Here is a 20,550-nt window from a genome sequence, read left to right on the forward strand (position 1 = left end):
ACCCTTCGAGGAGATTCAAGCATGAGTATTCGTTTCGATGGCAAGGTCGCGATCGTGACCGGCGCGGGCGCGGGCCTGGGACGCGCGCACGCGTTGGCGTTCGCTGCGCGTGGCGCGAAAGTCGTGGTCAACGACTTCGGTGGCGCACGCGACGGCACCGGCGGCTCATCGCAAGCCGCGCTCGCGGTAGTCGAGGAAATCCGCAAGGCGGGCGGCACGGCGATTGCCGACGGCGCCAACGTGGCCGATTATGAGCAGGTGCAAGCGATGGTCAAGCGCGCCGTGGCGGAATTCGGCCGCGTCGACATTCTCGTGAACAATGCAGGCATCCTGCGCGACAAGAGTTTCGCGAAGCTCGAGATGGGCGATATCAAAGCCGTGCTCGACGTGCACCTCATGGGTTCGATCAATTGCTCGAAGGCTGTGTGGGACATCATGCGCGAGCAGGGCTACGGCCGCATCGTGATGACAACCTCGTCTTCAGGCATGTACGGCAACTTCGGACAGTCGAATTACGGGGCAGCGAAGATGGCCGTGATCGGCCTGATGAACGCGCTCACCACCGAGGGGCGCAAAAACGATATCCGCGTGAACACCATCGCGCCGGTTGCGGCGACGCGCATGACCGAGGACATCCTGCCGGAGGCCATGCTCGAGCGTATCCAGCCCGAACGCGTGACACCGGCGGTGCTGTTCCTCGCCAGCGACAATGCGCCGTCGAAGACGATCATCGCGGCAGGTGGCGGCGCGTTCGCGGCGGCCACCATCGTCGAAACGGCGCCGGTGCTGTTGCCCGATGAAGCCGTCACGCCGGAAGGCATCGCGGCGCGCTTTGGCGACATCGAGAATTGGGCCACGGCTCGTCCGTATGAGGAGTCGGGCCATCAGGTGCAGGCTTTCCTGAAGCTGGTTTGCGGAATGTGAGCGCGTCTGCGCTCGACGAAAGAGCCGCCGCGATTTCGCGGCGGCTTTTTTATTGGCACGGTGTGTCGGGAGATCGCCTCAGCGGCTCGGCAGCCCAATGAAAAAGGCCCGCACGGGTGATCGCCGTGCGGGCCAGCAGTTTGCGCTTCGCTACGCCGGAAGCGTTGTCAGGCGTCGAGATGGCGCGAAATGATCAACTTCTGGATGTGGCTTGTGCCTTCGTAGATCTTGCAGATGCGCACGTCGCGCAAGTAACGCTCAACGGGGAAGTCACTGAGGTAGCCATAGCCGCCGTGGATCTGCACGGCTTCCGAGCAGACCTTTTCGGCCATCTCGCTCGCGAACAACTTGGCGATGGAAGCCTCCTTGCCGCAGTCGATGCCGGCATCGCGCAGGCGCGCCGCATGCAGACAGTACTGCCACGCAATTTCGACCTGCGCAGCCATGTCGGCGAGATCGAATGCGACAGCCTGGAGCCGGTTGAGTGGAGCGCCATAGGCTTCGCGTTCGCGTGCGTATTTCAGTGCCGCGTCGAGCGCGCCTCGTGCGACGCCCGCCGCGATGAAGGCAATGCCGATACGGCCATCCGATACGCCACTCATGACCGTGCGGTAGCCGTTGCCCTCTGCGCCGAGCAGGTTTTCCGCAGGCACCCGACAGTCCTCGAGAGCGATTTGTGCAGTGTGCGCCGTGTGCTGACCGAGCTTGCTTTCGATTCGCGTGACGTGATAGCCCGGCGCCTTCGGGTCGACGATGAACGTGCTCGCGCCACGCTTGCCCGCCGTCTTGTCGGTGATGGCAAAGACGACACCAATGCCGGCCTCGCTGCCATTCGAGATGAATTGCTTGGTACCGTTGAGTACGTAGTGATCGCCGTCGCGGCGCGCGCTGGCGCGAAGCGCTGCGGTATCCGAGCCGGCATGCGGCTCGGTGAGGAGAAACGCGCCAATCGACTCGCCACGCGCCATGGCGGGCAGATAGCGCTGCTTCTGCTCTTGCGTGCCGTGCTCCGCGATCGTGAGCGCGGTGAAATTGTGCACATGAACAATCGTGGCGAGCCCGGCGTCCACCGCGGCGAACTCGTGCTGCGCGATGCAGAAGTCGAGCACGCTTGCGCCCGTGCCTCCGTACGCCTCGGGGATCAGCATGCCGAGAAAGCCGAGCTCGGCGAGCGCCTTAAGCTCCGCGTGCGGCCAGGCCGATTGAAGGTCACGCTCGGCGGCGGTTGGCGCAATGATTTCGCTCGCCACGCGGCGCGCGGTTTCGCGGATCATGATCTGTTGCTCGTTGAGAAACGAGCGGGTGCTATCGGTCATGGACAGGCTTCCTTCGCGTGAAATGCGGTGTTGTAGACAAAAGAGCCGCTGCGTTGTTGGGGACACCGCTGCGTCGGCGCGCCCCGGGCAGCGGAGGGACTTCAGCAGGCAGACCAGTCGCGCAACACCGTGTCGGTGTGCTCGCCGCGCCTCGGAATCGGACCGGGACGGCTGGCGGGCGTCGCAGAGAATCGCGGCGCGGGACTTGCCTGGAGCACGCCGTCTTCGCGCAGATACACTTCGCGCGCGCGCATATGAGGATGTCCGGCGGCCTCGTCGGGGCTCAAAACCGGCGCAAAGCAGGCGTCGCTGCCTTCGAGCAGAGTGCACCATTCGTCGCGGGTGCGCCGCGCAAACAGGTTCGCGAAGCGCTCGCGCGATTGCGGCCATTTGCGCGCATCGTAGGGTTTGTCGAATTGCGGGTCCGCATCGAGCCCGAGCTTTGCGCACAACTCGCGATAGAACTTCGGCTCGAGTGAGCCCACCGAAATGAACCCACCGTCGGCACAGCGATAGGTGTTGTACCAATGCGGACCGTCCAGCAGGCTTTGGCCGCGTTCCGTGCGCATTTGGCCCGATGCCTGCAATGCGAGGAGCAGCGTCGTCATGTGCGCGCTGCCATCCACGATGGCCGCATCCACGACCTGGCCTGTCCCCGTGGCGCGGGCGTTCATGATGCCCGCAAGCAGTCCGACCGCGAGATACATCGAGCCGCCGCCGACGTCGCCTACAAGGCTCGGCGGCGTCACAGGCGCTTCGCCGGGCTGCCCTGCATACCAGAGCGCGCCGGAGAGCGCGATGTAGTTCAGGTCGTGGCCTGCCGCGTGGGCGAGGGGCCCATTCTGTCCCCAGCCGGTCATGCGGCCGTAGACGAGGCGCGGGTTGCGCGCAAGACACGCGTCGGGCCCGAGACCGAGGCGCTCCATCACGCTGGGACGCATGCCTTCGATTAGCGCATCGCAGTTTTCGACGAGCCGCAGCACGGTGTCGACGCCTTCGGGCGTCTTGAGATCGACCGCGACCGAACGCTTGCCGCGATTGGCGATCTGCGCGCTGCCGAGATCGAGCGCATCGGGCGCAGCTTCGAGGCGCTCGACCACGACCACGTCCGCTCCGAGATCGGCGAACAGCATCGCGCAGAACGGGCCCGGGCCGATGCCCGCGATTTCCAGCACCCTGAGCCCGGCGAGCGGGCCTTGTCGTTGTGTTGTCATGAATAGTCCCGATACATTGACTCGTGATGCGGCCAATCATAGAGAGCGCCGCCGCTGGCGACGCCCCCTATTCTTGAGGGGGACGACGCGCGGCCTGCGCGGCCTAATCTTGCATGGCGACGGCGCGTTGCCGGGAGCGCCTGTTACGCCTCGCGAAACATCGGCTCGGTGGAGGACGGGTGGGCAGCAGCCCTCGCGCCGGAACGAATCAACCCACTTTGAACGATGAGGAATGAAAATGGCCAATTGGCTCAAGCGCGGTGCGGAAGCTGAAGTGTTGAAAGCGGCAGCGCGCGAGGTGCGCGAGACCGTCGAAGCCACGCTCGCGGATATTGAAGCGCGCGGCGACGCGGCCGTGCGGGAACTTTCGGTGCGCTTCGACAAGCTCGAACGAGAAGACTACCGGCTCTCGCAAAGCGAAATCGATCAATGTCTGTCACAACTCAGTGCGCGCGATATTGCCGATATCGAATTCGCACAGAAGCAGGTCGAGAATTTCGCGCGCCATCAGCGCGATTCGATTCGCGACATCGAAGTGGAAACGCTGCCCGGCGTCGTTCTCGGTCACCGGAACCTGCCGGTCAACGCGGCCGGCTGCTATGTGCCCGGCGGCAAATATCCGCTGCTCGCGTCGGCCCACATGTCGGTGATCACGGCGAAGGTCGCGGGCGTGCCGCGTATCGTGACCTGCGCGCCGCCTTTCCAGGGCAAGCCCGCGCCGGCAATCGTGGCTGCGCAGCACATGGCAGGCGCCGACGAGATCTTTTGCCTCGGCGGCATTCAGGCAATCGGCGCGATGGCGATTGGTACGCAGAGCATCGCACCCGTTGACATGATGGTGGGACCCGGCAATGCCTTCGTTGCCGAAGCCAAGCGGCAGCTGTTCGGTCGTGTGGGCATTGACCTCTTTGCTGGACCTACGGAAACGCTGGTCATCGCGGATGAAACCGTGGACGCGGAAATGTGCGCGACGGATCTGCTCGGCCAGGCAGAGCACGGCCCGGATTCCCCGGCGATCCTTCTCACGACCTCGGAAAGGCTCGCGCGTGAAACCATGAAGGAAGTCGGACGGCTGCTCGAGATCCTGCCGACGGCCGCTATTGCAGGCAAGTCGTGGGAGAAGTATGGCGAGGTGATCGTGGCGGAAAGCGACGAAGAGATGGTGCGCATCGCAGACGAAATCGCCTCCGAGCATGTGCAGGTGATGACGCGCGATCCCGACTACTTTCTGAAAAATATGACGAACTACGGTGCGCTCTTTCTCGGCCCGCGCACCAATGTTTCGTTTGGCGACAAGGTCATCGGCACCAATCACACGCTGCCTACGCGCAAGGCGGCACGCTATACGGGCGGCCTGTGGGTTGGGAAATTCCTCAAGACCTGCACCTATCAGAAGGTGATCACGGACGAGGCGTCGGCCATGATCGGCGAATACTGCTCGCGTCTTTGCGCGCTGGAAGGCTTTGCGGGGCATGGCGAGCAAGCCAATCTGCGGGTGCGGCGCTATGGCAACAAAGCCGTTCCTTACGCGGGCGTGGCGGTCTGATCGCGCATCGAGGTGTTCAAAGCCGCAGGGCCGGGGCTGCCGCGTATCGCGGTGGGCCCCGGGCACCATGACACCGATGCGGCCATATAGCGTCCAGATTTATTCGAACAGGCCAGCCAGACATGAACAAACCGAGCGCGCGAGGGCGCGACGCCTATCCGCATTTTCTCTGCATTCCGACCCGTTGGATGGACAACGACGTCTACGGGCATGTCAATAACGTCGTTTATTACAGCTACTTCGACACGGTCGTCAACGAATATTTGCTACGGACGGGAGTGCTCGATTTTGGGGCGAGCGATGCTATCGGACTCGTCGTCGAAACTCAGTGCAATTACTTCGAGTCGCTCGCTTTCCCGGAGCGCGTCGACGCAGGACTGCGCGTGATGAAGATCGGCACGTCGAGCGTGCGATACGAAATTGGCCTGTTTCGGGAAGGTGACTCCCAGCCCGCGGCGCAGGGCCATTTCGTTCACGTCTATGTCGATCGCGCGACGCGGCGTCCGAAGCCGCTATCCGATGCATTGCTTGCGGTGCTGACGCCGCTCACGGCCTGACGCGCTTCCCTCGAGCGGCTGCCCGCGCGAAACGGATCCACGGCTGGAGCGGCGCGAGCGCCACCCCCTATTCGCGAGGGGGACAAGGGCGGCGAAGAGACATCTATGCTTGGCATGTGGTTTCGATCTCGATGGGACACACATACGCATCGAGGCGCACCGGGGCATTTTCCGTGCGGTTTTCGGTTCGGAATCAGATTGTGCAAAAGCAGAACAAAGCGCGCGTAAATCGATAAATCACAGTTGCGAAATTCGGGTGACGAGGCAATACGCGGCCCTATCCTGGATAGTCGAGTTTACAGAAGCGCGTGACATTGCTTTATTCGTGTCCAACCGGGCACGGCTTTAGACGGAGGAGACATGCATGCGTAGTAGCTCTAAATATATGATAGGGATGTCACTGCTTGTCGCGGCGGGATCGGCGGCCGCGCAGTCCAGTGTCACCGTATACGGTGTGGCCGACACGTTCATCCAGTTCCTCGGTAACGGCGCAAAGCATTCGTGGTCGGAGCGCAGCGGCGGCAATACGGGGTCGAGCTTCGGCCTGCGCGGAAGCGAGGACCTCGGTGGTAGCCTGAAAGCGGTATTTACCCTGGAGAACGGATACAACATCAGCAACGGCGGATTCTTCGTGGATAGCTCCGCGCTCTTTTACCGCCAGGCATGGGTTGGCCTGAACCATGCTCAATACGGGTCGCTCACGTTAGGCCGCCAGTATCAGCCTACCTTCTGGGCGATTTATCCAACCGATCCTTTTCGCGGCAACGAAGTCTTGTCGCCGCTGGCCGCCGCGGCCTCCGCTGTCGATATGAAGACGATTGCCACCCAGAGCGCTCAGGGCCGCAGCAGCAATTCGATCGTCTATCAGTCGCCTGTCGTTGGAGGGTTGAAGCTGTATGCGATGTATGGCTTCGCTGCAACGACGACGCTGCCAATTCCGCAGACCATGGGCAATATCTTCGATGTTGCGCTGACGTACTCGGGTTATGGCTTCTACGCGGGCCTTGCATACCAGAACCAGCATTCGGGTAGCGAGTCGGTGCCGGGGTTGCCGGTCGCGCTGAATCTGCTCGGCACGGAGCGCTTCGTCGCGGCGCTCGCGTACCGCATAGGCATCGTCAACCTGCAGGCGAACTATACATATAACCGCTCGAAGGATGCTCCCGCAGGATCGCTTGCTGCGCGCCTTGGCGCGGCCCATTCATATGGCATTGCGGAAGTAGGCGCGACGATTCAGGCGACATCGGCCGATACGATCGAAATCGCCGGCATCGAGCGCAACGTGCGAGGGGTGCATGACAATACGCCGGGCGTCGAAATCGGTATCGATCATCTGTTATCGAAACGCACGACAATTTACGCACGCGCGGGTTACATGAAGAACAACGGCACCTCAACGATGAGCTGGCCCGGTATTGCAGTCAGCGGGGCGAATGCCACACAGACTATGGTCGCCTTGGGGATGAGTCATCGCTTCTGATGCTGTGCGCCCGCGCATGAAAATGCATACGCGCGCACGGCATCAGACGGACCCACGAAGATAGGGTGACGAGATCGCATAGAGAGAAAATACATGAAATCGTTAGGTATTCGAATAATTGTCGGTGTGGCATGCGCAATTGCGGTGCCTCTGAGTGCTGATGCGCAGGGCAGCAGTCCGGCGGCATCGTCAGCCATGGCGACGCCGGACATCGACAGCAAGGCCGCCGACCGGGCGTTGCGCAAGGAGGTTGTCCGCGCGCTTACACGGACCAAAGGGCTCAATACCACGCGCATCACCGTCCGGGCGAAAGGGGGAATTGTGACGCTCGAAGGGTCGGTTCCGGAACAGGCCGAAGTGGATCTGGCAAGCCAGGCGGCGCAGAGTGTTCACGGCGTGACGTCGGTAAAGAATGCGCTGGCGATCATTGGTCTGTCGGGAAGTCAATAGCGGACGCGGCGTTCGCCCCCGGGCACCTGGAGGTCAGGTGTCCGGGCGGGCGGCTGCGGAAAAATCGATCGCAATGGGAAGGGCAAGCAAGATGAATCTGCAAAACAAGGTGGCAATCGTTACGGGGGCGGCCTCCGGGCTGGGGCTCGCGACCTGCAAGGCGCTTGCAGCGGCAGGCGCGAAGGTGGTGGGCTTCGATCTCGACCAAACCAGGCTCGACGAGGCACTCGGTGTCAGCACGAATGGCATAGCCGTCGACGTGTCGAACGAAACCAGTGTGCGCTCGGGTATCGAGCGCGTGGTCGAGCTGCACGGAGCGGTTCACGTTGCAGTCAACTGTGCGGGCATTCTCGGTCCGGGCAAGACGATCTCGAAAGGTCAGCTATTTTCTTCCGACCTTTGGAACCGGGTGCTCGGCGTCAATCTCACGGGTACGTTCAACGTCATTCGCTACGCGGCCCTTGCCATGACCGCCAACGAACCTGATGAAACGGGCGAGCGCGGCGTGATCATCAATACGTCGTCGGGTGCCGCGCGGCAGGGACAGATGGGACAAGCCGCCTATAGCGCGAGCAAAGCAGGGGTGATCGGAATGACGCTGCCGATCGCGCGCGATCTGGCCGAGCATGCCATCCGCGTGGTGTCGATTGCGCCTGGTCTTTTCGAGTCGGGCATGTCCGCGGGGATGCCGCAAAAGGTTTCAGACGGGATTGTGGAAAAGATGCTGTTTCCACGGCGCATGGGAAGGCCGGCGGAGTTCGCGGGCTTGGTAAAGCATATCGTCGAAAACGCCTACTTGAACGCAATGACCATCGATATCGATTGCGGCATGCGCTAATTGCACACAGGGATGTAAAGACGATACGGGCAGGTTCCTTAGGTCAGGAGAGCATTTTGAAGGTCATGGTTGCGGTCAAGCGGGCAGTGGATGCCAATGTGAAAGTTGGTGTGAAGTCGGATGGCACCGGCGTCGACATCGCCAACGTGAAGATGTCGATGAACCCGTTTGATGAAATCGCTGTTGAAGAAGCAGTTCGTCTGAAGGAATCCGGTGTGGCGATGGAAGTCATCGTCGTGTCCGCCGGTGTCGCGCAAGCGCAGGAAACGCTGCGCACGGCGCTCGCGATCGGCGCGGATCGCGCGATTCTCGTCGAATCGAATGAAGACCTGCAGCCGCTGGCTGTCGCGAAGCTTTTGAAAGCGCTCGTCGACAAGGAGCAACCCTCGTTGGTCATTCTCGGCAAGCAGGCCATCGATGACGATTCGAACCAGACCGGCCAGATGCTCGCTGCTTTGGCTGGCTTGCCCCAAGCGACGTTCGCTTCGAAGATCACGGTTGCCGATGGCAAGACCACGGTCGCGCGTGAAGTCGATGGCGGCGCGGAAACGCTGTCGCTGAAGCTGCCCGCCGTGGTCACGACGGACCTGCGCCTGAACGAGCCGCGCTACGTCACGCTGCCGAACATTATGAAGGCGAAGAAGAAGCCGCTGGAAACGGTCAAGCCCTCGGATCTCGTTGTCGATGTAGCGCCGCGTCTGAAGACCCTGAAGGTTGCCGAACCGCCCAAGCGCAGCGCAGGCGTGAAGGTTGCCGACGTAAAGACGCTGGTCGAGAAGCTGAAGACCGAAGCCAAGGTGCTGTAAGGTAAGCGAGAAAGAAATGACGAATCTGGTGAATCTGGTAATAGCCGAACACGACAACGTAACCATCAAGGCTGCGACGCTGAACACCGTGGCTGCCGCGCAGAAGATCGGCGGCGACGTGCATGTGCTGGTCGCGGGTCACAACGCGCAAGCTGCTGCTGACGCAGCCGCGAAGATCGCCGGCGTGGCGAAGGTAGTGCTGGCCGACGCGCCGCAACTCGAAGCAGGACTTGCCGAAAACGTCGAAGCGACGGTTCTTTCCATCGCGAAGCACTACTCGCACATCCTCGCGCCGGCGACGGCTGCGGGCAAGAACGTCACGCCGCGCATCGCCGCGAAACTGGACGTCGCGCAGATCAGCGATATCACCGCAGTCGAGAACCCGGACACGTTCGAGCGTCCGATCTACGCAGGCAATGCGATTGCGACGGTGCAATCTCAAGATCCCATCAAGGTCATCACGGTCCGCACGACGGCATTCGATGCCGTCGCAGCAGAAAGCGGCAGCGCGACCGTGGAAAAAATCGACGCAGCGGCAGATTCCGGCCTCTCGCAGTTCGTGAGCCGTGAAGTCACGAAGCTCGACCGTCCGGAACTCACGAGCGCGAAGATCATCGTCTCGGGCGGCCGGGGTCTGGGCAGCGGCGAGAACTATACGAAAGTGCTGGAGCCGCTCGCCGACAAGCTCAACGCTGCACTCGGCGCCTCGCGCGCAGCAGTGGACGCAGGCTACGTCCCCAACGATTACCAGGTGGGCCAAACCGGCAAGATCGTCGCGCCACAGCTTTACATCGCGGTGGGCATCTCAGGCGCGATTCAGCACCTCGCGGGCATGAAAGACTCAAAGGTGATCGTGGCGATCAACAAAGACGAAGAGGCGCCCATCTTCAGCGTGGCCGATTACGGCCTCGTCGGCGATCTGTTCGAACAGGTGCCAAATCTGGCGAACGCATTTCAGTCTTGAGTGATTCCAGTTGAGGAGGCGACTGAATCGCTTTATTGGAGGCAAGCATGGAAATCCGGGGCGGCTCGCTGCGTGCGCAGGTCGAAAAGTGGCTTGGACCGATCTCGACGAGCAGGGCGCGTGTGACGCAATTCAGTCGCTCGCGATACAAGACCTGGCGCTACGTGCGCGTTGAATCGGTGTGCACGTCGAGCGTCTACGAGATCGTGTTTTTTCGGCATGACGATGGTGCGTGGCGGGTGTTTCCTCCCGAAAATAGGTTGCCCGCGATCGGCCAGTATGGCATTCAGCGCACGTGAACGTGCGCGGCAGAGTGCATCCAGCAGTTAGAAATGGAGGTGATGTTCGGTGTCGATCCCAACAATCCTGGAAGATGAGCTCGCAACGGAACGCGAGTCGATGGAATACGACGTGGTGATCGTGGGCGGCGGCCCGGCAGGCCTGTCCGCGGCGATCCGCCTGAAACAGCTGGCAGCGGAAAAAGGCGTCGAAATCGGCGTATGCGTGCTGGAAAAGGGCTCGGAAATCGGGGCGCATATCCTCTCGGGCGCGGTCATGGATCCGCGCGCCATCGACGAGCTCATTCCCGACTGGAAGGAACAGGGCGCGCCGCTGAACGTGCCCGTTACCGAAGATCAATTTCTTTTCCTTTCGGAAAATGGCGCGAAAACGGTGCCCAACTGGGCGCTGCCGGACAACTTCAAGAACCACGGCAACTATGTGATCAGCCTCGCGAACGTCACGCGCTGGCTGGGCCAGCAGGCCGAGGCGCTGGGCGTGGAAATCTTCCCGGGCTTTCCGGCCGCCGAAGTGCTCTACAACGACGATGGCTCGGTCAAGGGCGTGGCCACTGGCAACATGGGCGTCGGCAAGGATGGCGAGCCGACCGAGAACTTCCAGCTCGGCATGGAACTGCATGCGAAGTACACGCTGTTCTGCGAGGGCTGCCGCGGGCATCTGGGCCGCCAGTTGAACGAGCATTTCAAGCTCGGCAAGGACGCAGACCCGCAGGTCTACGGCATCGGCATCAAGGAGCTGTGGGAGATCGATCCGGCGAAGCACAAGCCGGGTCTGGTGATCCACACGGCCGGCTGGCCGCTCGAAAAGGACAGCTACGGCGGCTCATTCCTCTATCACACGGACAATAACCAGGTGATGGTGGGCTTCGTCGTCGGTCTCGCGTACCAGAATCCGTATCTCTCGCCGTTCGAGGAATTCCAGCGCTACAAGACGCATCCGGCGATCCGCAAATACCTGGAAGGCGGCAAGCGCGTTTCGTACGGCGCACGCGCGATGACGGCGGGTGGGCTGATGTCGTTGCCGAAGCTCGTGTTCCCGGGCGGCGCACTGGTGGGCGACGACGCGGGCTTCCTGAACGCGGCGCGCATCAAGGGCAGCCACGCGGCGATCAAGACCGGCATGCTCGCTGCGCAAGCGGCGTTCGACGCGGTGCAGGCGGGCCGCCAGTGCGATGAGCTTGCCGCCTACCCGGAAGCGTTCAAGCAGTCATGGCTCTACACGGAACTGTACCGGGCGCGCAACTTCAAGCAGTGGATGAGCAAGGGCCTGTACCTGGGCACGCTGATGGTGGGCATCGAGCAGAAGCTCATGGGCGGCAATGTGCCGTGGACGCTGCATCACCAGCATCGCGATCACGAGATGCTCAAGCCGGCGTCGCTGTGCAAGCCGATCGAGTATCCGAAGCCCGATGGCAAGCTCACGTTCGATCGCCTTTCTTCTGTGTTTATTTCCAATACGAATCACGAAGAGAACCAGCCGGCCCACCTCACGCTGAAGGACATCACCGTTCCGGTGGGCATCAACCTTAAAACTTACGCGGGTCCCGAATCGCGCTTCTGTCCAGCAGGCGTCTATGAATTCGTCAAGGACGATTCAGACGAGGATCGCCTGCAGATTAACGCGCAAAACTGCGTGCACTGTAAAGCCTGCGACATCAAGGATCCGACGCAGAACATCGTGTGGGTGACGCCCGAGGGTGGTGGCGGCCCCAACTACCCGAATATGTAACGGCCGGAGCGGTGACAGGTTTAATCCGGCAGCGAGATAGCCCGAAAAGATCAGTTTCAAATCATTTGTTTTCAGGCGACCCCCACGCGCTTCATGGCATATCGAAGGCAGGCGCTTCATCAAGTAACAGCCGGTCCGTAGGGGCGGGCGGTGGTGCTGTCCCGGCGAGCACCGGAGAATCAAGGCCCCCCGCACCACCGAGACCCACTGAGCGTTATTCGTCTATTGCTTTACTTTGAGACCGCTTATGCCCTACCACTCAGTATTTCGGCGCGATCTGTTCGCCGGGCAGACTGTTATCGTCACTGGCGGTGGAAGCGGAATAGGGCGCTGCACGGCGCACGAGCTCGTTTCTCTTGGCGCTCATGTCGCGCTGGTTGGCCGCAATGTCGAGAAACTGCATGCCGTTCGGGATGAGTTGCTAGCCGAGGGCGGCGAAGCTTCCGCTCATCGTTGTGACATTCGCGACGATTCAGCAGTCGAGTCCGCAGTGGAATCAGTGCTGACGCTGAAGGGGCGCATCGACGGTCTCGTCAACAACGCAGGCGGCCAGTATTACGGCGCCTTGAAAGATTTCAGCACGCGGGGATTCGAAGCCGTGGTCCGTACTAACCTGACGGGCGGCTTCATCTTCATGCGAGAGGTCTACACGCGTTGGATGGAACGGCACGGCGGGGTCATCGTCAACATGATCGCCGCCGTGGATCATGGGCTGCCCGGCTTCGCTCATTCCGCTGCCGCCCGCAGCGCAATGCTCAACTTGACGGAAACGGCGGCTGTCGAATGGGCGCCTTCTGGCGTGCGTGTCAACGCGGTGGCACCAGGCCTGATCGCGTCCAGCGGCTTCGACAACTACAGTGCCGATGGCGCGGCTGCCATCCGTGCGCACATCGGCGGCATTCCCATGCAGCGGTATGGCGATGTGGCCGAGGTCTCGGCGTGCATTGTTTACCTGCTTTCCCCGGCGGCGGCATACATCACCGGCAGTTGTCTGCGAGTCGACGGCGGAGCGATCAACGCCCCGGGTGGCCAGCCGCTTGCCGCACATGAACGCAGCACGCCGTTTTGCGGATTTCATCTGTCTTCGCTGCCAGCGATGTTAAAGGACTGATGTTTGCAGCCACATTCATTGAAAGCGGCAATGAATCCGGATCGCATGCAGACACCTTCCTTTGTAGAACTTCTAGCGTTCAGCGGGGAAAACTCCAGGCGACTACCGGGCCGTGCGCTCCATGTAGCGGCCGCCATGACCCGGCGCTTCACGGTGCTGCGGGCATTCTGCGCGGTGATTGCACACCCAGTTATGCGGTAACTATCAAGCTTCCTTTTCCTCTGTTGCCGGAATGCGACATCGATGTCCAAGGAGTTGCGAAGAGATCCGGCGTAAGTTTTGGCGTAGGTTTTTGCTCGATGTCCTGCCAGACAAGGCCGCGCGACTACTTCGAAGAAAACGAATAGTCAGATCGACATTCGGATGAATGCCGGTGTCGGCGCTTAGATGGTTGAAAAATAAGCGTTTTCTAGAATTTCGTAGCGGCATGGCACCCGCCTTTTCGCATATCCGAAAAAATAATGAACGAATGAAAGAAAAGAAATATTCGGCTTGATGAGGAGCGGCAAGATTTGCTGGATTTAAATTTAAGTAATTGATTTAAATGGGTTTTATGTTGGGTTACAAGCGCTAGGTTAATTAGCTTTCGCTCACCTTTCTCTGTTTGAGTCGGTGATGCTGGCGTAGGTTTTTCCCCTGTTGGGAGAGAACCTACGCCATGTGTCTCGCTCTGCAAAAACCTACGCCGGGAATCGACAACCTTTCGCACATCGCCGCGATGTCAACGGCCCGAAAGAGTGATCTGATCGCCACGCTTCTCGGCATGGTTCAGTTCAATGAACTCGCGTCGCGGTTGAGTTTGACTTTAACTACCTGGCGCTATGCGCTTGCGCTCCACCGGCCTGACGCCTTTAGTGTGTTTGCAGAGGCTTGTGCTTCCGAAAGGGCCGAGTTTTCGATTCCATTTCGGCCGCACTCACTTGCACGTTTGCATGGGTCAAGCGGCGAAAAAGCGCTCTATAAAGATAGGAATACTTAGTGTTTCACGAGCGCAGGCGAGCGCCTGCGGTGCTGTACTGAAGATGGGAGTAGGCCTCCCGAAGTCGGCTTTCAGGAGCATGCTTCAAACCGCCCGGTGCTGCTGCGTCCGAACTAATGAGGCTTATGAAGCCGACCAAGTTTAGAGGATCTACAGGCGCGAATCTCATCGTGGCGCGGAGAGCAGTTCCCCAAAACGACGCCGAATAGATTTAGGCAAGCCAACACAACATTGAAATTCAGGGTTGCAAAAATGGGGCGGACCATGTGTGTCACGAACGCAGGCGGGAGCCTGCGGTGCTGTACCGAAGATGGGAGCAGGCCTCCCGAAGTCGGCTTTCAGGAGCAGGCTTCAAACCGCCCGATGCTGCTGCGTTCAAAAGACGTGGTGGTGAGCGATCGTGGAAAAGTCATTCGTCAAGGATGGCAGGTACGTGTTGAGAAGATGAGCGAGAGCAAACCGTTCGATGACGCATCGTTATCCCACTAAGACGCTGTCAAAACTGGAGCCGATGGTCCGCTCCAGGATCAGTCGGGACGACACCTGATTACGGACCCGATGGCAGCCGGTGTATAGACGGCATGAGCTCAACACAGGCTTTGGTATGGAACGTGAGAACCTTGCTTCGGATGTTAAGGGAAAAGACAAATGGCAGACACCATGAGAATGAATACCGATGCCGGAGCGAGGGGCGGAGCTGCTCGTAGTAGTGTCGAAGCCTTTGTAATGAAAGTGGAGCGAAGGAGCGGCGTTATCCTGTTGACGAAGGTCACCAACCTGCACTGCGGGGACCCGCCCGTGAGGTATTGCATATGGGAACAGGCTGTGTATTTTCCATGGCGAACGGTGTCGGGTCAAAGTTGCCATCCGAAACAACACTGAAGGCTCGTTGGCCGGGACAACTGGAGAGCGAATATCACGAAATTGACGGCCTCGACGCCGTGAATTTCTACATGCGCGAGGCCAGGACACTTGGGGCTGAACCGGCGTCGATAAATCGGGCCATCGCCGCCCTTGATCACGCAATGGGAGGCGAGACGGCATTCTCTGCGCCGGTGCGCTTAGCGGAGACCTACATCGGTGGTCCACGCTACAAATAGGCTGCAAGGTGCGAGCTTCATCGTGCGCTGGCAATACTTTCCATTACGCAGGGGTTACAGCTGCCGTCCGTTTGACGACTTCCCCGGGGTGTTCGATTGTCCGCGTGGATCAGCGGCAGCAGCCTTTCGCAGGGCCGATCAAGGTTACCTCGCCTCGGATCGTCGTCATTCATTCCAGGCGATACGGTCATCGTGTCGCTACTGCCTCCGGCCGCGCTGCGTGAACGCGCGGCGCCGCCGGTGTTGAGAAACATGACGATGACGCACATGGCCGGGACTCACCATGCGCATCGGCGCGGCCGTACAGGGGATAGGTACGTCACGATATAAGATTGCAGTACTGAGTACTATGGATATCCGGTGGAGGATGTTTGTGCGCCGCGTCGCCATCAGTAAAGTCCCGGTGGCTCGCGATGAGATCCATGAAGCCTCAACCGTGCCACCATCGACGATTTCTCCGATTGAATGCTCTCGCAAATGAACCTCGTTTCGAAGAAGCCGCCGGCTTCTGCGGTAGCGATTATTTTTGGCTCTTTTGAAATTTGAGTGGGTGGCACGGCTTGCGCGGTAGCGGAAGGCTCGACTCTTCGGCGTGGATTTCCCCACCCCTAACCCCGCCCCAAGGCGGGGAAGTCCTTGCCGCCGGACGGGCTCGGGAGCCAGGCGCCGCAAGGCTTTGCCTGGCCCGAGCCGTCAAGCGTGCGGCTGGATTTGACCGCATCAAGGGTGCGCTCCGCCGGGCTTCCGCCCGCACTTGACCCGGCCAAATCCACCCACTCGAAATTCAAAAGAGGCTTATTTTTGAATAGAGTTCGATTTCCTGAGAGAGACATTTGCGGACGTGAGCGAGTTCCCGAGACATATCTTTCGTACCGGAATATTCAGGACCGGAAAGTGCCACAAGGTCACTTCGTTCGGATGGCTGCATGCGGGTACTTTCTTCTATCCGTGCAACGCACCCGGCCAGCATGTCTTGATGTTCAAGTGTCCGAGATCGGAAATTTTCAACCGTGGCAGAGCATGGGCCGCGACCGGGATGGCGTTCGAGGAGCGCCATGAGCAATCGCGCTGAACCTTGTCCACATATATGCGCGTCGCGCAGCAGGCGAAGCAGGTCCTCCCGGTGGGTAGTCACGAAGAAGCTCCGTCCTGTAACAGCATCGTCAAGCCGCAATAACCGGACGTCTAGCGCCACGCGGCAACTGCGCCAACGCAATATCAGCGTTCAGAGCCGGTGGCGAGCCGTCCAAGGAGCACATCGATGGATGCCTGCCCTGCAACTTCAGCGATCAGGTATGCCCATCGGCGTGTGTAGGGACCGTTACAGAGACGAATCTTGCCTCCACGTTCTCCTATAACACGAAGATTATCGCCGCCCTTGATCTGGAACATCACGTCGTACAGGTCTTCTGCAGAATGGCTGAGTTCGACATGGATCTCGAACCCCCGATATTCGATCATCCGATACACGCGTCGCTCCATCCGGTTGATAGTGCGGTTACTTTAGCCATGACGGGAATCAACGCGTCCCCAGGGTGCCGTCGCCAGGATCTCCGGCCCGACAGAGGGGCGCGCCGATCTGGAGGAGACGGTTCCAGTCGTTCGTGTTCATCGCGCTGTGCTCACGGGCGAGGTATTCGGTTAGCCAGTTCAGGGAATCAACAGCGCTTGCCTGGTCGACGCCGTTCTGTGCAATCTCCTGGAACATTTCGAGGATCGCCTCCACGTTGATGTAGGGTTTGTTCATCGCAATCTCCTCATGGGTTCCGGGGCAATGCGCCGCCCGATCCGTCATCGACCGCTCCGCATTTGGTCAACTTGCCGAACGGATTCCCGCGCAGTTGCAGGCCCGAAAGCGCTGTCGAACTCGCACAAGGTTGACTGCCGGGATGACCGGCCTTTCCTGAACGGGCCTCGCTTCGGACAGCTCAAGTGCTGGCGATGTGCCAGCGTACTAGCGTTCAAGATGCTCAGGATGGCAAGGAAGTGCGCTGTCCCGATCCGGCAGATAAAACGGCACTACAGCCGCACAGCGTCTCGGGAACCAGCCTCAAAAAAAACGAAGGAGGGCGGGAGAAGAGGATGCAGAGCATACGTCGACGACGAACCGCTATCAAACAGCAACCCAAGCTACCCTTTACTAGTCTGGCCGTCAAGCCGCTTCGGCCGCGCTGAATCACTGGCAGGACACGCGTGCATCACATTACTGTCTCCGGCCGACATGAAATTCGTCCGGCTGCGGACCATGGCGATGGCCAATGAGGTGAAACGCGTGCATAATAGCGCCGAGGCATCCTGAGGCAGATGCTTCCTGCGTCCGCGCTGAGATCCTGCCGCATGAGCCTGTCTTACCCGGCCCCATTCCACTGTCGCGTTCAGCGTGACTACATGATGCGTCATCCCCCTTGGCAGGGAGTGGCGCTGCTCCCTCCGGACGGCACGGGCCGTTCCCTTGATAGCGTCTGTATTCTGCTCGCGTGCAGCGAGTACGCCTTGCGCAGCCGCGTTTGTCCCGATCATTGCTGTCGAAATCCATTGGCAAGCGCAGCCGCATGCCCACGCGTTCTTTGTGTTGACGTCGCACTGGCGACGCTTCGCCCCTCATTGCTCAGGAGAATTGATTGGCAAAAGAAGACCTTCTCGAACTCGATGGCATTGTCGACGAAGTTTTGCCCGACAGCCGCTACCGTGTCACGCTGGACAACGGGGTGATTGTGGGTGCGTACGCTTCTGGCCGTATACGCAAGAATCACATTCGCATTCTTGCCGGCGATCGGGTCACGCTTGAGCTCTCGGTCTACGATCTGACCAAGGGACGCATCAATTTTCGGCACAAGGACGAACGAAGCGGCGGCCCCGCGCGCCGAAGCGCTTTCCGCCGGCGCTGAACCGCAGCAACACAAGGGGCAATCCATCTGCAGTCCGAAGGCCTGACTGCCTGCGGTCGACAGGCTCCATGGACCTGGCAGTGCAGTGCAAGTCTGAAACTTTCGCTGTACAAACGGCTGGAGTGGCGTAGCATGGAAATATCAGTCGACCTGCGACCGATCCCAGCTCTCCTCCTCCGGCGTTCCTCAGGGATCGAGCCGCTTCCCTCCATCGCAGACCACAAAACGTGATCGACCGCTGTCCAGATATCGGAGCGGTCGCGCGCGTCCCTATCCGCTATTGCCGCAACACGTGCGGCCAGAAGGTGACTCCATGACTGTCGCTGCCCGTCTCTACCGGGGACTTGAAATTTGCCCACTGGTTTATCCGCACCGACCGACCGCGTCTGGATCCGGTCACAACTACGACGAAGGGTTTGACGCTGCCGTACGAATCATGGAGCCGCAGGAGCCCGATGGCACGCAACGGGGGCGGGTGTTTGGCGTTGTAGCCCGCAACCCCTTCAGTAGTGCAGGCGATGCACGCCGTGCATCGATAGAATATGCAGAGCGTCTCATCGATAGCCGCTCGCCGGGTACGACAATTCTTGATTTGAAGTCCTGAACGTTTTTCTCTTCACTTATCCATTGTTCCGCGCTGGAACAAAGGCTTTCGGGTATCGCCGGAGGTTCGGTATGAACAGAAACGACCTGCTGAGGCGCATTCAGATCTGCGGCAGCGACATTATTGATGAGTTTCTTCCATCGGATGCGAACGACGATCTGGATACCCTGATCGGCGACCGTCGCCACGAGGTAGACGCGCAAGCGTACCGGATGTTCGTCTCGGTCCGCGCGCTGTTATGCGAAAGCGGTATGCCGAGTTGCGAATCGGACTGCGAGGCGGGACAGATCATGGCCCTTCTGAACAGTCGTCCAGCCTGACGGTGACGACGTATCTTGCGGCATCTGGATGCCGCACTCTGATTGACAAGGTGGCAACATGCGTTTCAATTCGACCCGATTCCGGATCGATCCGACACCACGCCGGGCGGACGGGGAATATATGGCGCACGCGCGCATCAGCACCAACCGTGCCGATGGCAGCGAGTACGACATTCATCTCAGTGGTGACCTGGCCGGATTCGACGCGCGAGAGGATGCCATTGCCTATGCGAAAAGCTGGGCACAGCAATGGCTGGACACCCGATTCGGATAGAGATGCCAGGGCACCGTGTCTTGATCGACGGTCAGATCCGCCTTGCATCGCACACAACATCATATCCATCGGGCCAACCGGTCTTTTCCTGCATCAGACGCGAGCGCGTGCACAGCCTGATTGCGGAATAATGTCCGTCGTCACGCGACGGACCTCACGGAATTTGATGGGAAGCCTATGGAAACGCGGCTCGATACGTTCAACGGTTGGCAAATGAGGGCAACCGTAGCAAGCAGACTTACCCCGTCGGGGGAAGCTGCGTACTTCGTCATAGAACCACCCACATACAGGGAATCTTCGACAGGCGTACCGGAAATTCCGGCGAACACCCAATGTACCGAAGGGACGTTCGACGACCTCGACGATGCGTTCTGCGCTGCTTTCGATGTCTGTAGACGTGCGATCGAGCAGGCGGAACGTTCGCGGAACGTGCAGAAGTTTAATTAATTGCATTCCTGCGCCATTACCGCGGGGCCACCATGCATCGAGTTTTCTCGCATCGCAATTTTGAAATTCATGTGAGGCTGACGGAGGCCTCCAGTGGCCTGTACGACGCAACTTTCCAGATAACCGGCGGAGATAATGCCGGCGTGGTCGATGAACTGGGTGCCCAGACAAAGCTTCGCAATGGGCCTTTCACTCCTGAAAGGGCCTTGCAGATTGCAGAGGAAGTTGGTCAAGTGACCATTGATGCCGTTATCGGAGAAGACGAGTCGTAACCATCCGGATTGGGCCGAAAACGGCGAACACCCGAGCCTGGCAGAACACTGAAGTAACGGAACGATGTTTCGTCTTGTTGATATTACCGCGAAGATAGCGAACGGGGCGAAAACGATGTTTTTCTAAAGATTCGGACGCTGCATTTCACGCTACCCCCGATGCGACTGGCAGGGTCCTCGCACTGGCATGAATGTCCGTTTGCCAGAGCTGATCTGTCCTGCAATCGTCTGCAAGTGACCGCGCCGTACCTGTTGAATGTTGCGTCGCACAATGCAATCTGGCATCTTTCAGGATTCCAAATCTGCGCACACCGGATTTCGCCAGAGGTACTCCGCCTCGATAGTCCGTGCGTCCTTCCACGATTCCTCTCGCACCCGACTGAGCACATACTGATCTGCCATCGTGTCTGCGACGATCGTCGGCCAACCTGT

Annotated in this window: 22 protein-coding genes; 17 read left to right on the forward strand and 5 right to left on the reverse strand. The window is 59.9% G+C overall.

All coding sequences use genetic code 11. From position 1 onward, the window contains the following. Positions 1-21 precede the first annotated feature (21 nt). Positions 22-924 carry an SDR family NAD(P)-dependent oxidoreductase gene (locus P5W99_RS18530; protein ID WP_421026627.1) on the forward strand — a complete coding sequence of 301 codons (903 nt, stop codon included), beginning with the start codon at positions 22-24 and terminating at the stop codon, positions 922-924. Between the two features lie 167 nt (positions 925-1,091). On the opposite strand, the gene P5W99_RS18535 is transcribed toward P5W99_RS18530, so the two are convergent. Together P5W99_RS18535 and P5W99_RS18540 are read right to left on the reverse strand one after the other, a co-directional pair. Next, a complete protein-coding gene (locus tag P5W99_RS18535; protein WP_421026628.1) occupies positions 1,092-2,240 on the reverse strand; it encodes an acyl-CoA dehydrogenase family protein in 1,149 nt (382 codons plus the stop codon). 101 nt (positions 2,241-2,341) lie between these two features. Next, complete coding sequence (locus P5W99_RS18540; RefSeq protein ID WP_434664196.1) at positions 2,342-3,454, reverse strand: CaiB/BaiF CoA transferase family protein; 1,113 nt, start codon at positions 3,452-3,454, stop codon at positions 2,342-2,344. Between the two features lie 238 nt (positions 3,455-3,692). On the opposite strand from P5W99_RS18540, the gene hisD reads away from it, so the two are divergent. The 12 genes from hisD to P5W99_RS18600 all read left to right on the forward strand — a co-directional run bounded on the left by hisD (position 3,693) and on the right by P5W99_RS18600 (position 15,313). Continuing rightward, positions 3,693-5,000: a histidinol dehydrogenase gene (gene hisD / locus P5W99_RS18545; protein ID WP_421027070.1), complete on the forward strand. Its 1,308-nt coding sequence runs from the start codon at positions 3,693-3,695 to the stop codon at positions 4,998-5,000. Positions 5,001-5,122: 122 nt separating this feature from the next. Further along, on the forward strand, positions 5,123-5,557 hold the full coding sequence (locus P5W99_RS18550) for an acyl-CoA thioesterase (RefSeq protein WP_421026630.1): 435 nt from the start codon (positions 5,123-5,125) through the stop codon (positions 5,555-5,557). A gap of 364 nt (positions 5,558-5,921) precedes the next feature. Further along, the gene (locus P5W99_RS18555; RefSeq protein WP_421026631.1) at positions 5,922-7,037 is read left to right on the forward strand and encodes a porin; all 1,116 of its coding nucleotides are present in this window, start codon (positions 5,922-5,924) and stop codon (positions 7,035-7,037) included. Positions 7,038-7,130: 93 nt separating this feature from the next. Next, positions 7,131-7,487, forward strand: a complete 357-nt coding sequence (locus tag P5W99_RS18560) for a BON domain-containing protein (protein WP_434664200.1) — start codon at positions 7,131-7,133, stop codon at positions 7,485-7,487. Between the two features lie 91 nt (positions 7,488-7,578). Next, positions 7,579-8,325 carry an SDR family NAD(P)-dependent oxidoreductase gene (locus P5W99_RS18565; RefSeq protein ID WP_421027071.1) on the forward strand — a complete coding sequence of 249 codons (747 nt, stop codon included), beginning with the start codon at positions 7,579-7,581 and terminating at the stop codon, positions 8,323-8,325. Positions 8,326-8,381: 56 nt separating this feature from the next. Next, positions 8,382-9,131, forward strand: coding sequence for an electron transfer flavoprotein subunit beta/FixA family protein (locus P5W99_RS18570; protein WP_421026633.1), 750 nt, complete (start codon positions 8,382-8,384; stop codon positions 9,129-9,131). A 25-nt stretch (positions 9,132-9,156) separates the two neighbouring features. Then, complete coding sequence (locus P5W99_RS18575; RefSeq protein WP_421027072.1) at positions 9,157-10,095, forward strand: electron transfer flavoprotein subunit alpha/FixB family protein; 939 nt, start codon at positions 9,157-9,159, stop codon at positions 10,093-10,095. A 47-nt stretch (positions 10,096-10,142) separates the two neighbouring features. Continuing rightward, the gene (locus P5W99_RS18580; RefSeq protein WP_421026634.1) at positions 10,143-10,394 is read left to right on the forward strand and encodes a hypothetical protein; all 252 of its coding nucleotides are present in this window, start codon (positions 10,143-10,145) and stop codon (positions 10,392-10,394) included. 100 nt (positions 10,395-10,494) lie between these two features. After that, entirely contained in the window at positions 10,495-12,123 is a 1,629-nt protein-coding gene (locus P5W99_RS18585) for an electron transfer flavoprotein-ubiquinone oxidoreductase (protein ID WP_434664432.1), read from the forward strand. 247 nt (positions 12,124-12,370) lie between these two features. Then, entirely contained in the window at positions 12,371-13,234 is an 864-nt protein-coding gene (locus P5W99_RS18590) for an SDR family oxidoreductase (protein WP_421026635.1), read from the forward strand. Positions 13,235-13,892: 658 nt separating this feature from the next. Further along, positions 13,893-14,213: a hypothetical protein gene (locus P5W99_RS18595; RefSeq protein ID WP_434664204.1), complete on the forward strand. Its 321-nt coding sequence runs from the start codon at positions 13,893-13,895 to the stop codon at positions 14,211-14,213. An 836-nt stretch (positions 14,214-15,049) separates the two neighbouring features. Beyond that, positions 15,050-15,313 (forward strand): hypothetical protein, encoded by a 264-nt coding sequence (locus P5W99_RS18600; protein WP_434664205.1) that lies wholly within the window; start codon positions 15,050-15,052, stop codon positions 15,311-15,313. Between the two features lie 784 nt (positions 15,314-16,097). Here the strand turns inward: P5W99_RS18600 and P5W99_RS18605 are convergent. The 3 genes from P5W99_RS18605 to P5W99_RS18615 all read right to left on the reverse strand — a co-directional run bounded on the left by P5W99_RS18605 (position 16,098) and on the right by P5W99_RS18615 (position 17,060). Next, the gene (locus P5W99_RS18605; RefSeq protein WP_434664207.1) at positions 16,098-16,448 is read right to left on the reverse strand and encodes a hypothetical protein; all 351 of its coding nucleotides are present in this window, start codon (positions 16,446-16,448) and stop codon (positions 16,098-16,100) included. A gap of 83 nt (positions 16,449-16,531) precedes the next feature. Next, positions 16,532-16,783 carry a hypothetical protein gene (locus tag P5W99_RS18610; RefSeq protein WP_434664208.1) on the reverse strand — a complete coding sequence of 84 codons (252 nt, stop codon included), beginning with the start codon at positions 16,781-16,783 and terminating at the stop codon, positions 16,532-16,534. 49 nt (positions 16,784-16,832) lie between these two features. After that, positions 16,833-17,060 (reverse strand): hypothetical protein, encoded by a 228-nt coding sequence (locus P5W99_RS18615; protein WP_434664211.1) that lies wholly within the window; start codon positions 17,058-17,060, stop codon positions 16,833-16,835. Positions 17,061-17,934: 874 nt separating this feature from the next. Between P5W99_RS18615 and infA the strand changes: the two genes are divergently transcribed. The 4 genes from infA to P5W99_RS18635 all read left to right on the forward strand — a co-directional run bounded on the left by infA (position 17,935) and on the right by P5W99_RS18635 (position 20,118). Further along, positions 17,935-18,201 carry a translation initiation factor IF-1 gene (gene infA, locus P5W99_RS18620; protein ID WP_234775451.1) on the forward strand — a complete coding sequence of 89 codons (267 nt, stop codon included), beginning with the start codon at positions 17,935-17,937 and terminating at the stop codon, positions 18,199-18,201. Positions 18,202-18,876: 675 nt separating this feature from the next. Beyond that, complete coding sequence (locus P5W99_RS18625) at positions 18,877-19,125, forward strand: hypothetical protein (protein ID WP_434664213.1); 249 nt, start codon at positions 18,877-18,879, stop codon at positions 19,123-19,125. 58 nt (positions 19,126-19,183) lie between these two features. Next, positions 19,184-19,399, forward strand: a complete 216-nt coding sequence (locus tag P5W99_RS18630; protein ID WP_434664216.1) for a hypothetical protein — start codon at positions 19,184-19,186, stop codon at positions 19,397-19,399. 479 nt (positions 19,400-19,878) lie between these two features. Further along, positions 19,879-20,118 carry a hypothetical protein gene (locus P5W99_RS18635; protein WP_434664219.1) on the forward strand — a complete coding sequence of 80 codons (240 nt, stop codon included), beginning with the start codon at positions 19,879-19,881 and terminating at the stop codon, positions 20,116-20,118. The last annotated feature ends 432 nt before the right edge of the window (positions 20,119-20,550 follow it).

The organism is Paraburkholderia sp. A3BS-1L, from assembly GCF_051125215.1.
GTDB lineage: Bacteria > Pseudomonadota > Gammaproteobacteria > Burkholderiales > Burkholderiaceae > Paraburkholderia.

Excerpts from the sequence above, each read along its gene's own strand:
- P5W99_RS18595 (WP_434664204.1), top strand. The coding sequence starts at position 13,893 with ATGTGTCTCGCTCTGCAAAAACCTACGCCGGGAATCGACAACCTTTCG.
- P5W99_RS18615 (WP_434664211.1), bottom strand. The coding sequence starts at position 17,060 with ATGAACAAACCCTACATCAACGTGGAGGCGATCCTCGAAATGTTCCAG.
- P5W99_RS18590 (WP_421026635.1), top strand. The coding sequence starts at position 12,371 with ATGCCCTACCACTCAGTATTTCGGCGCGATCTGTTCGCCGGGCAGACT.
- P5W99_RS18585 (WP_434664432.1), top strand. The coding sequence starts at position 10,495 with ATGGAATACGACGTGGTGATCGTGGGCGGCGGCCCGGCAGGCCTGTCC.
- P5W99_RS18630 (WP_434664216.1), top strand. The coding sequence starts at position 19,184 with ATGCGTTTCAATTCGACCCGATTCCGGATCGATCCGACACCACGCCGG.
- P5W99_RS18550 (WP_421026630.1), top strand. The coding sequence starts at position 5,123 with ATGAACAAACCGAGCGCGCGAGGGCGCGACGCCTATCCGCATTTTCTC.
- P5W99_RS18635 (WP_434664219.1), top strand. The coding sequence starts at position 19,879 with ATGCATCGAGTTTTCTCGCATCGCAATTTTGAAATTCATGTGAGGCTG.
- P5W99_RS18540 (WP_434664196.1), bottom strand. The coding sequence starts at position 3,454 with ATGACAACACAACGACAAGGCCCGCTCGCCGGGCTCAGGGTGCTGGAA.
- P5W99_RS18555 (WP_421026631.1), top strand. The coding sequence starts at position 5,922 with ATGCGTAGTAGCTCTAAATATATGATAGGGATGTCACTGCTTGTCGCG.
- P5W99_RS18580 (WP_421026634.1), top strand. The coding sequence starts at position 10,143 with ATGGAAATCCGGGGCGGCTCGCTGCGTGCGCAGGTCGAAAAGTGGCTT.
- P5W99_RS18530 (WP_421026627.1), top strand. The coding sequence starts at position 22 with ATGAGTATTCGTTTCGATGGCAAGGTCGCGATCGTGACCGGCGCGGGC.
- hisD (WP_421027070.1), top strand. The coding sequence starts at position 3,693 with ATGGCCAATTGGCTCAAGCGCGGTGCGGAAGCTGAAGTGTTGAAAGCG.
- P5W99_RS18600 (WP_434664205.1), top strand. The coding sequence starts at position 15,050 with ATGGCGAACGGTGTCGGGTCAAAGTTGCCATCCGAAACAACACTGAAG.
- P5W99_RS18535 (WP_421026628.1), bottom strand. The coding sequence starts at position 2,240 with ATGACCGATAGCACCCGCTCGTTTCTCAACGAGCAACAGATCATGATC.
- P5W99_RS18565 (WP_421027071.1), top strand. The coding sequence starts at position 7,579 with ATGAATCTGCAAAACAAGGTGGCAATCGTTACGGGGGCGGCCTCCGGG.
- P5W99_RS18560 (WP_434664200.1), top strand. The coding sequence starts at position 7,131 with ATGAAATCGTTAGGTATTCGAATAATTGTCGGTGTGGCATGCGCAATT.
- P5W99_RS18625 (WP_434664213.1), top strand. The coding sequence starts at position 18,877 with ATGAACAGAAACGACCTGCTGAGGCGCATTCAGATCTGCGGCAGCGAC.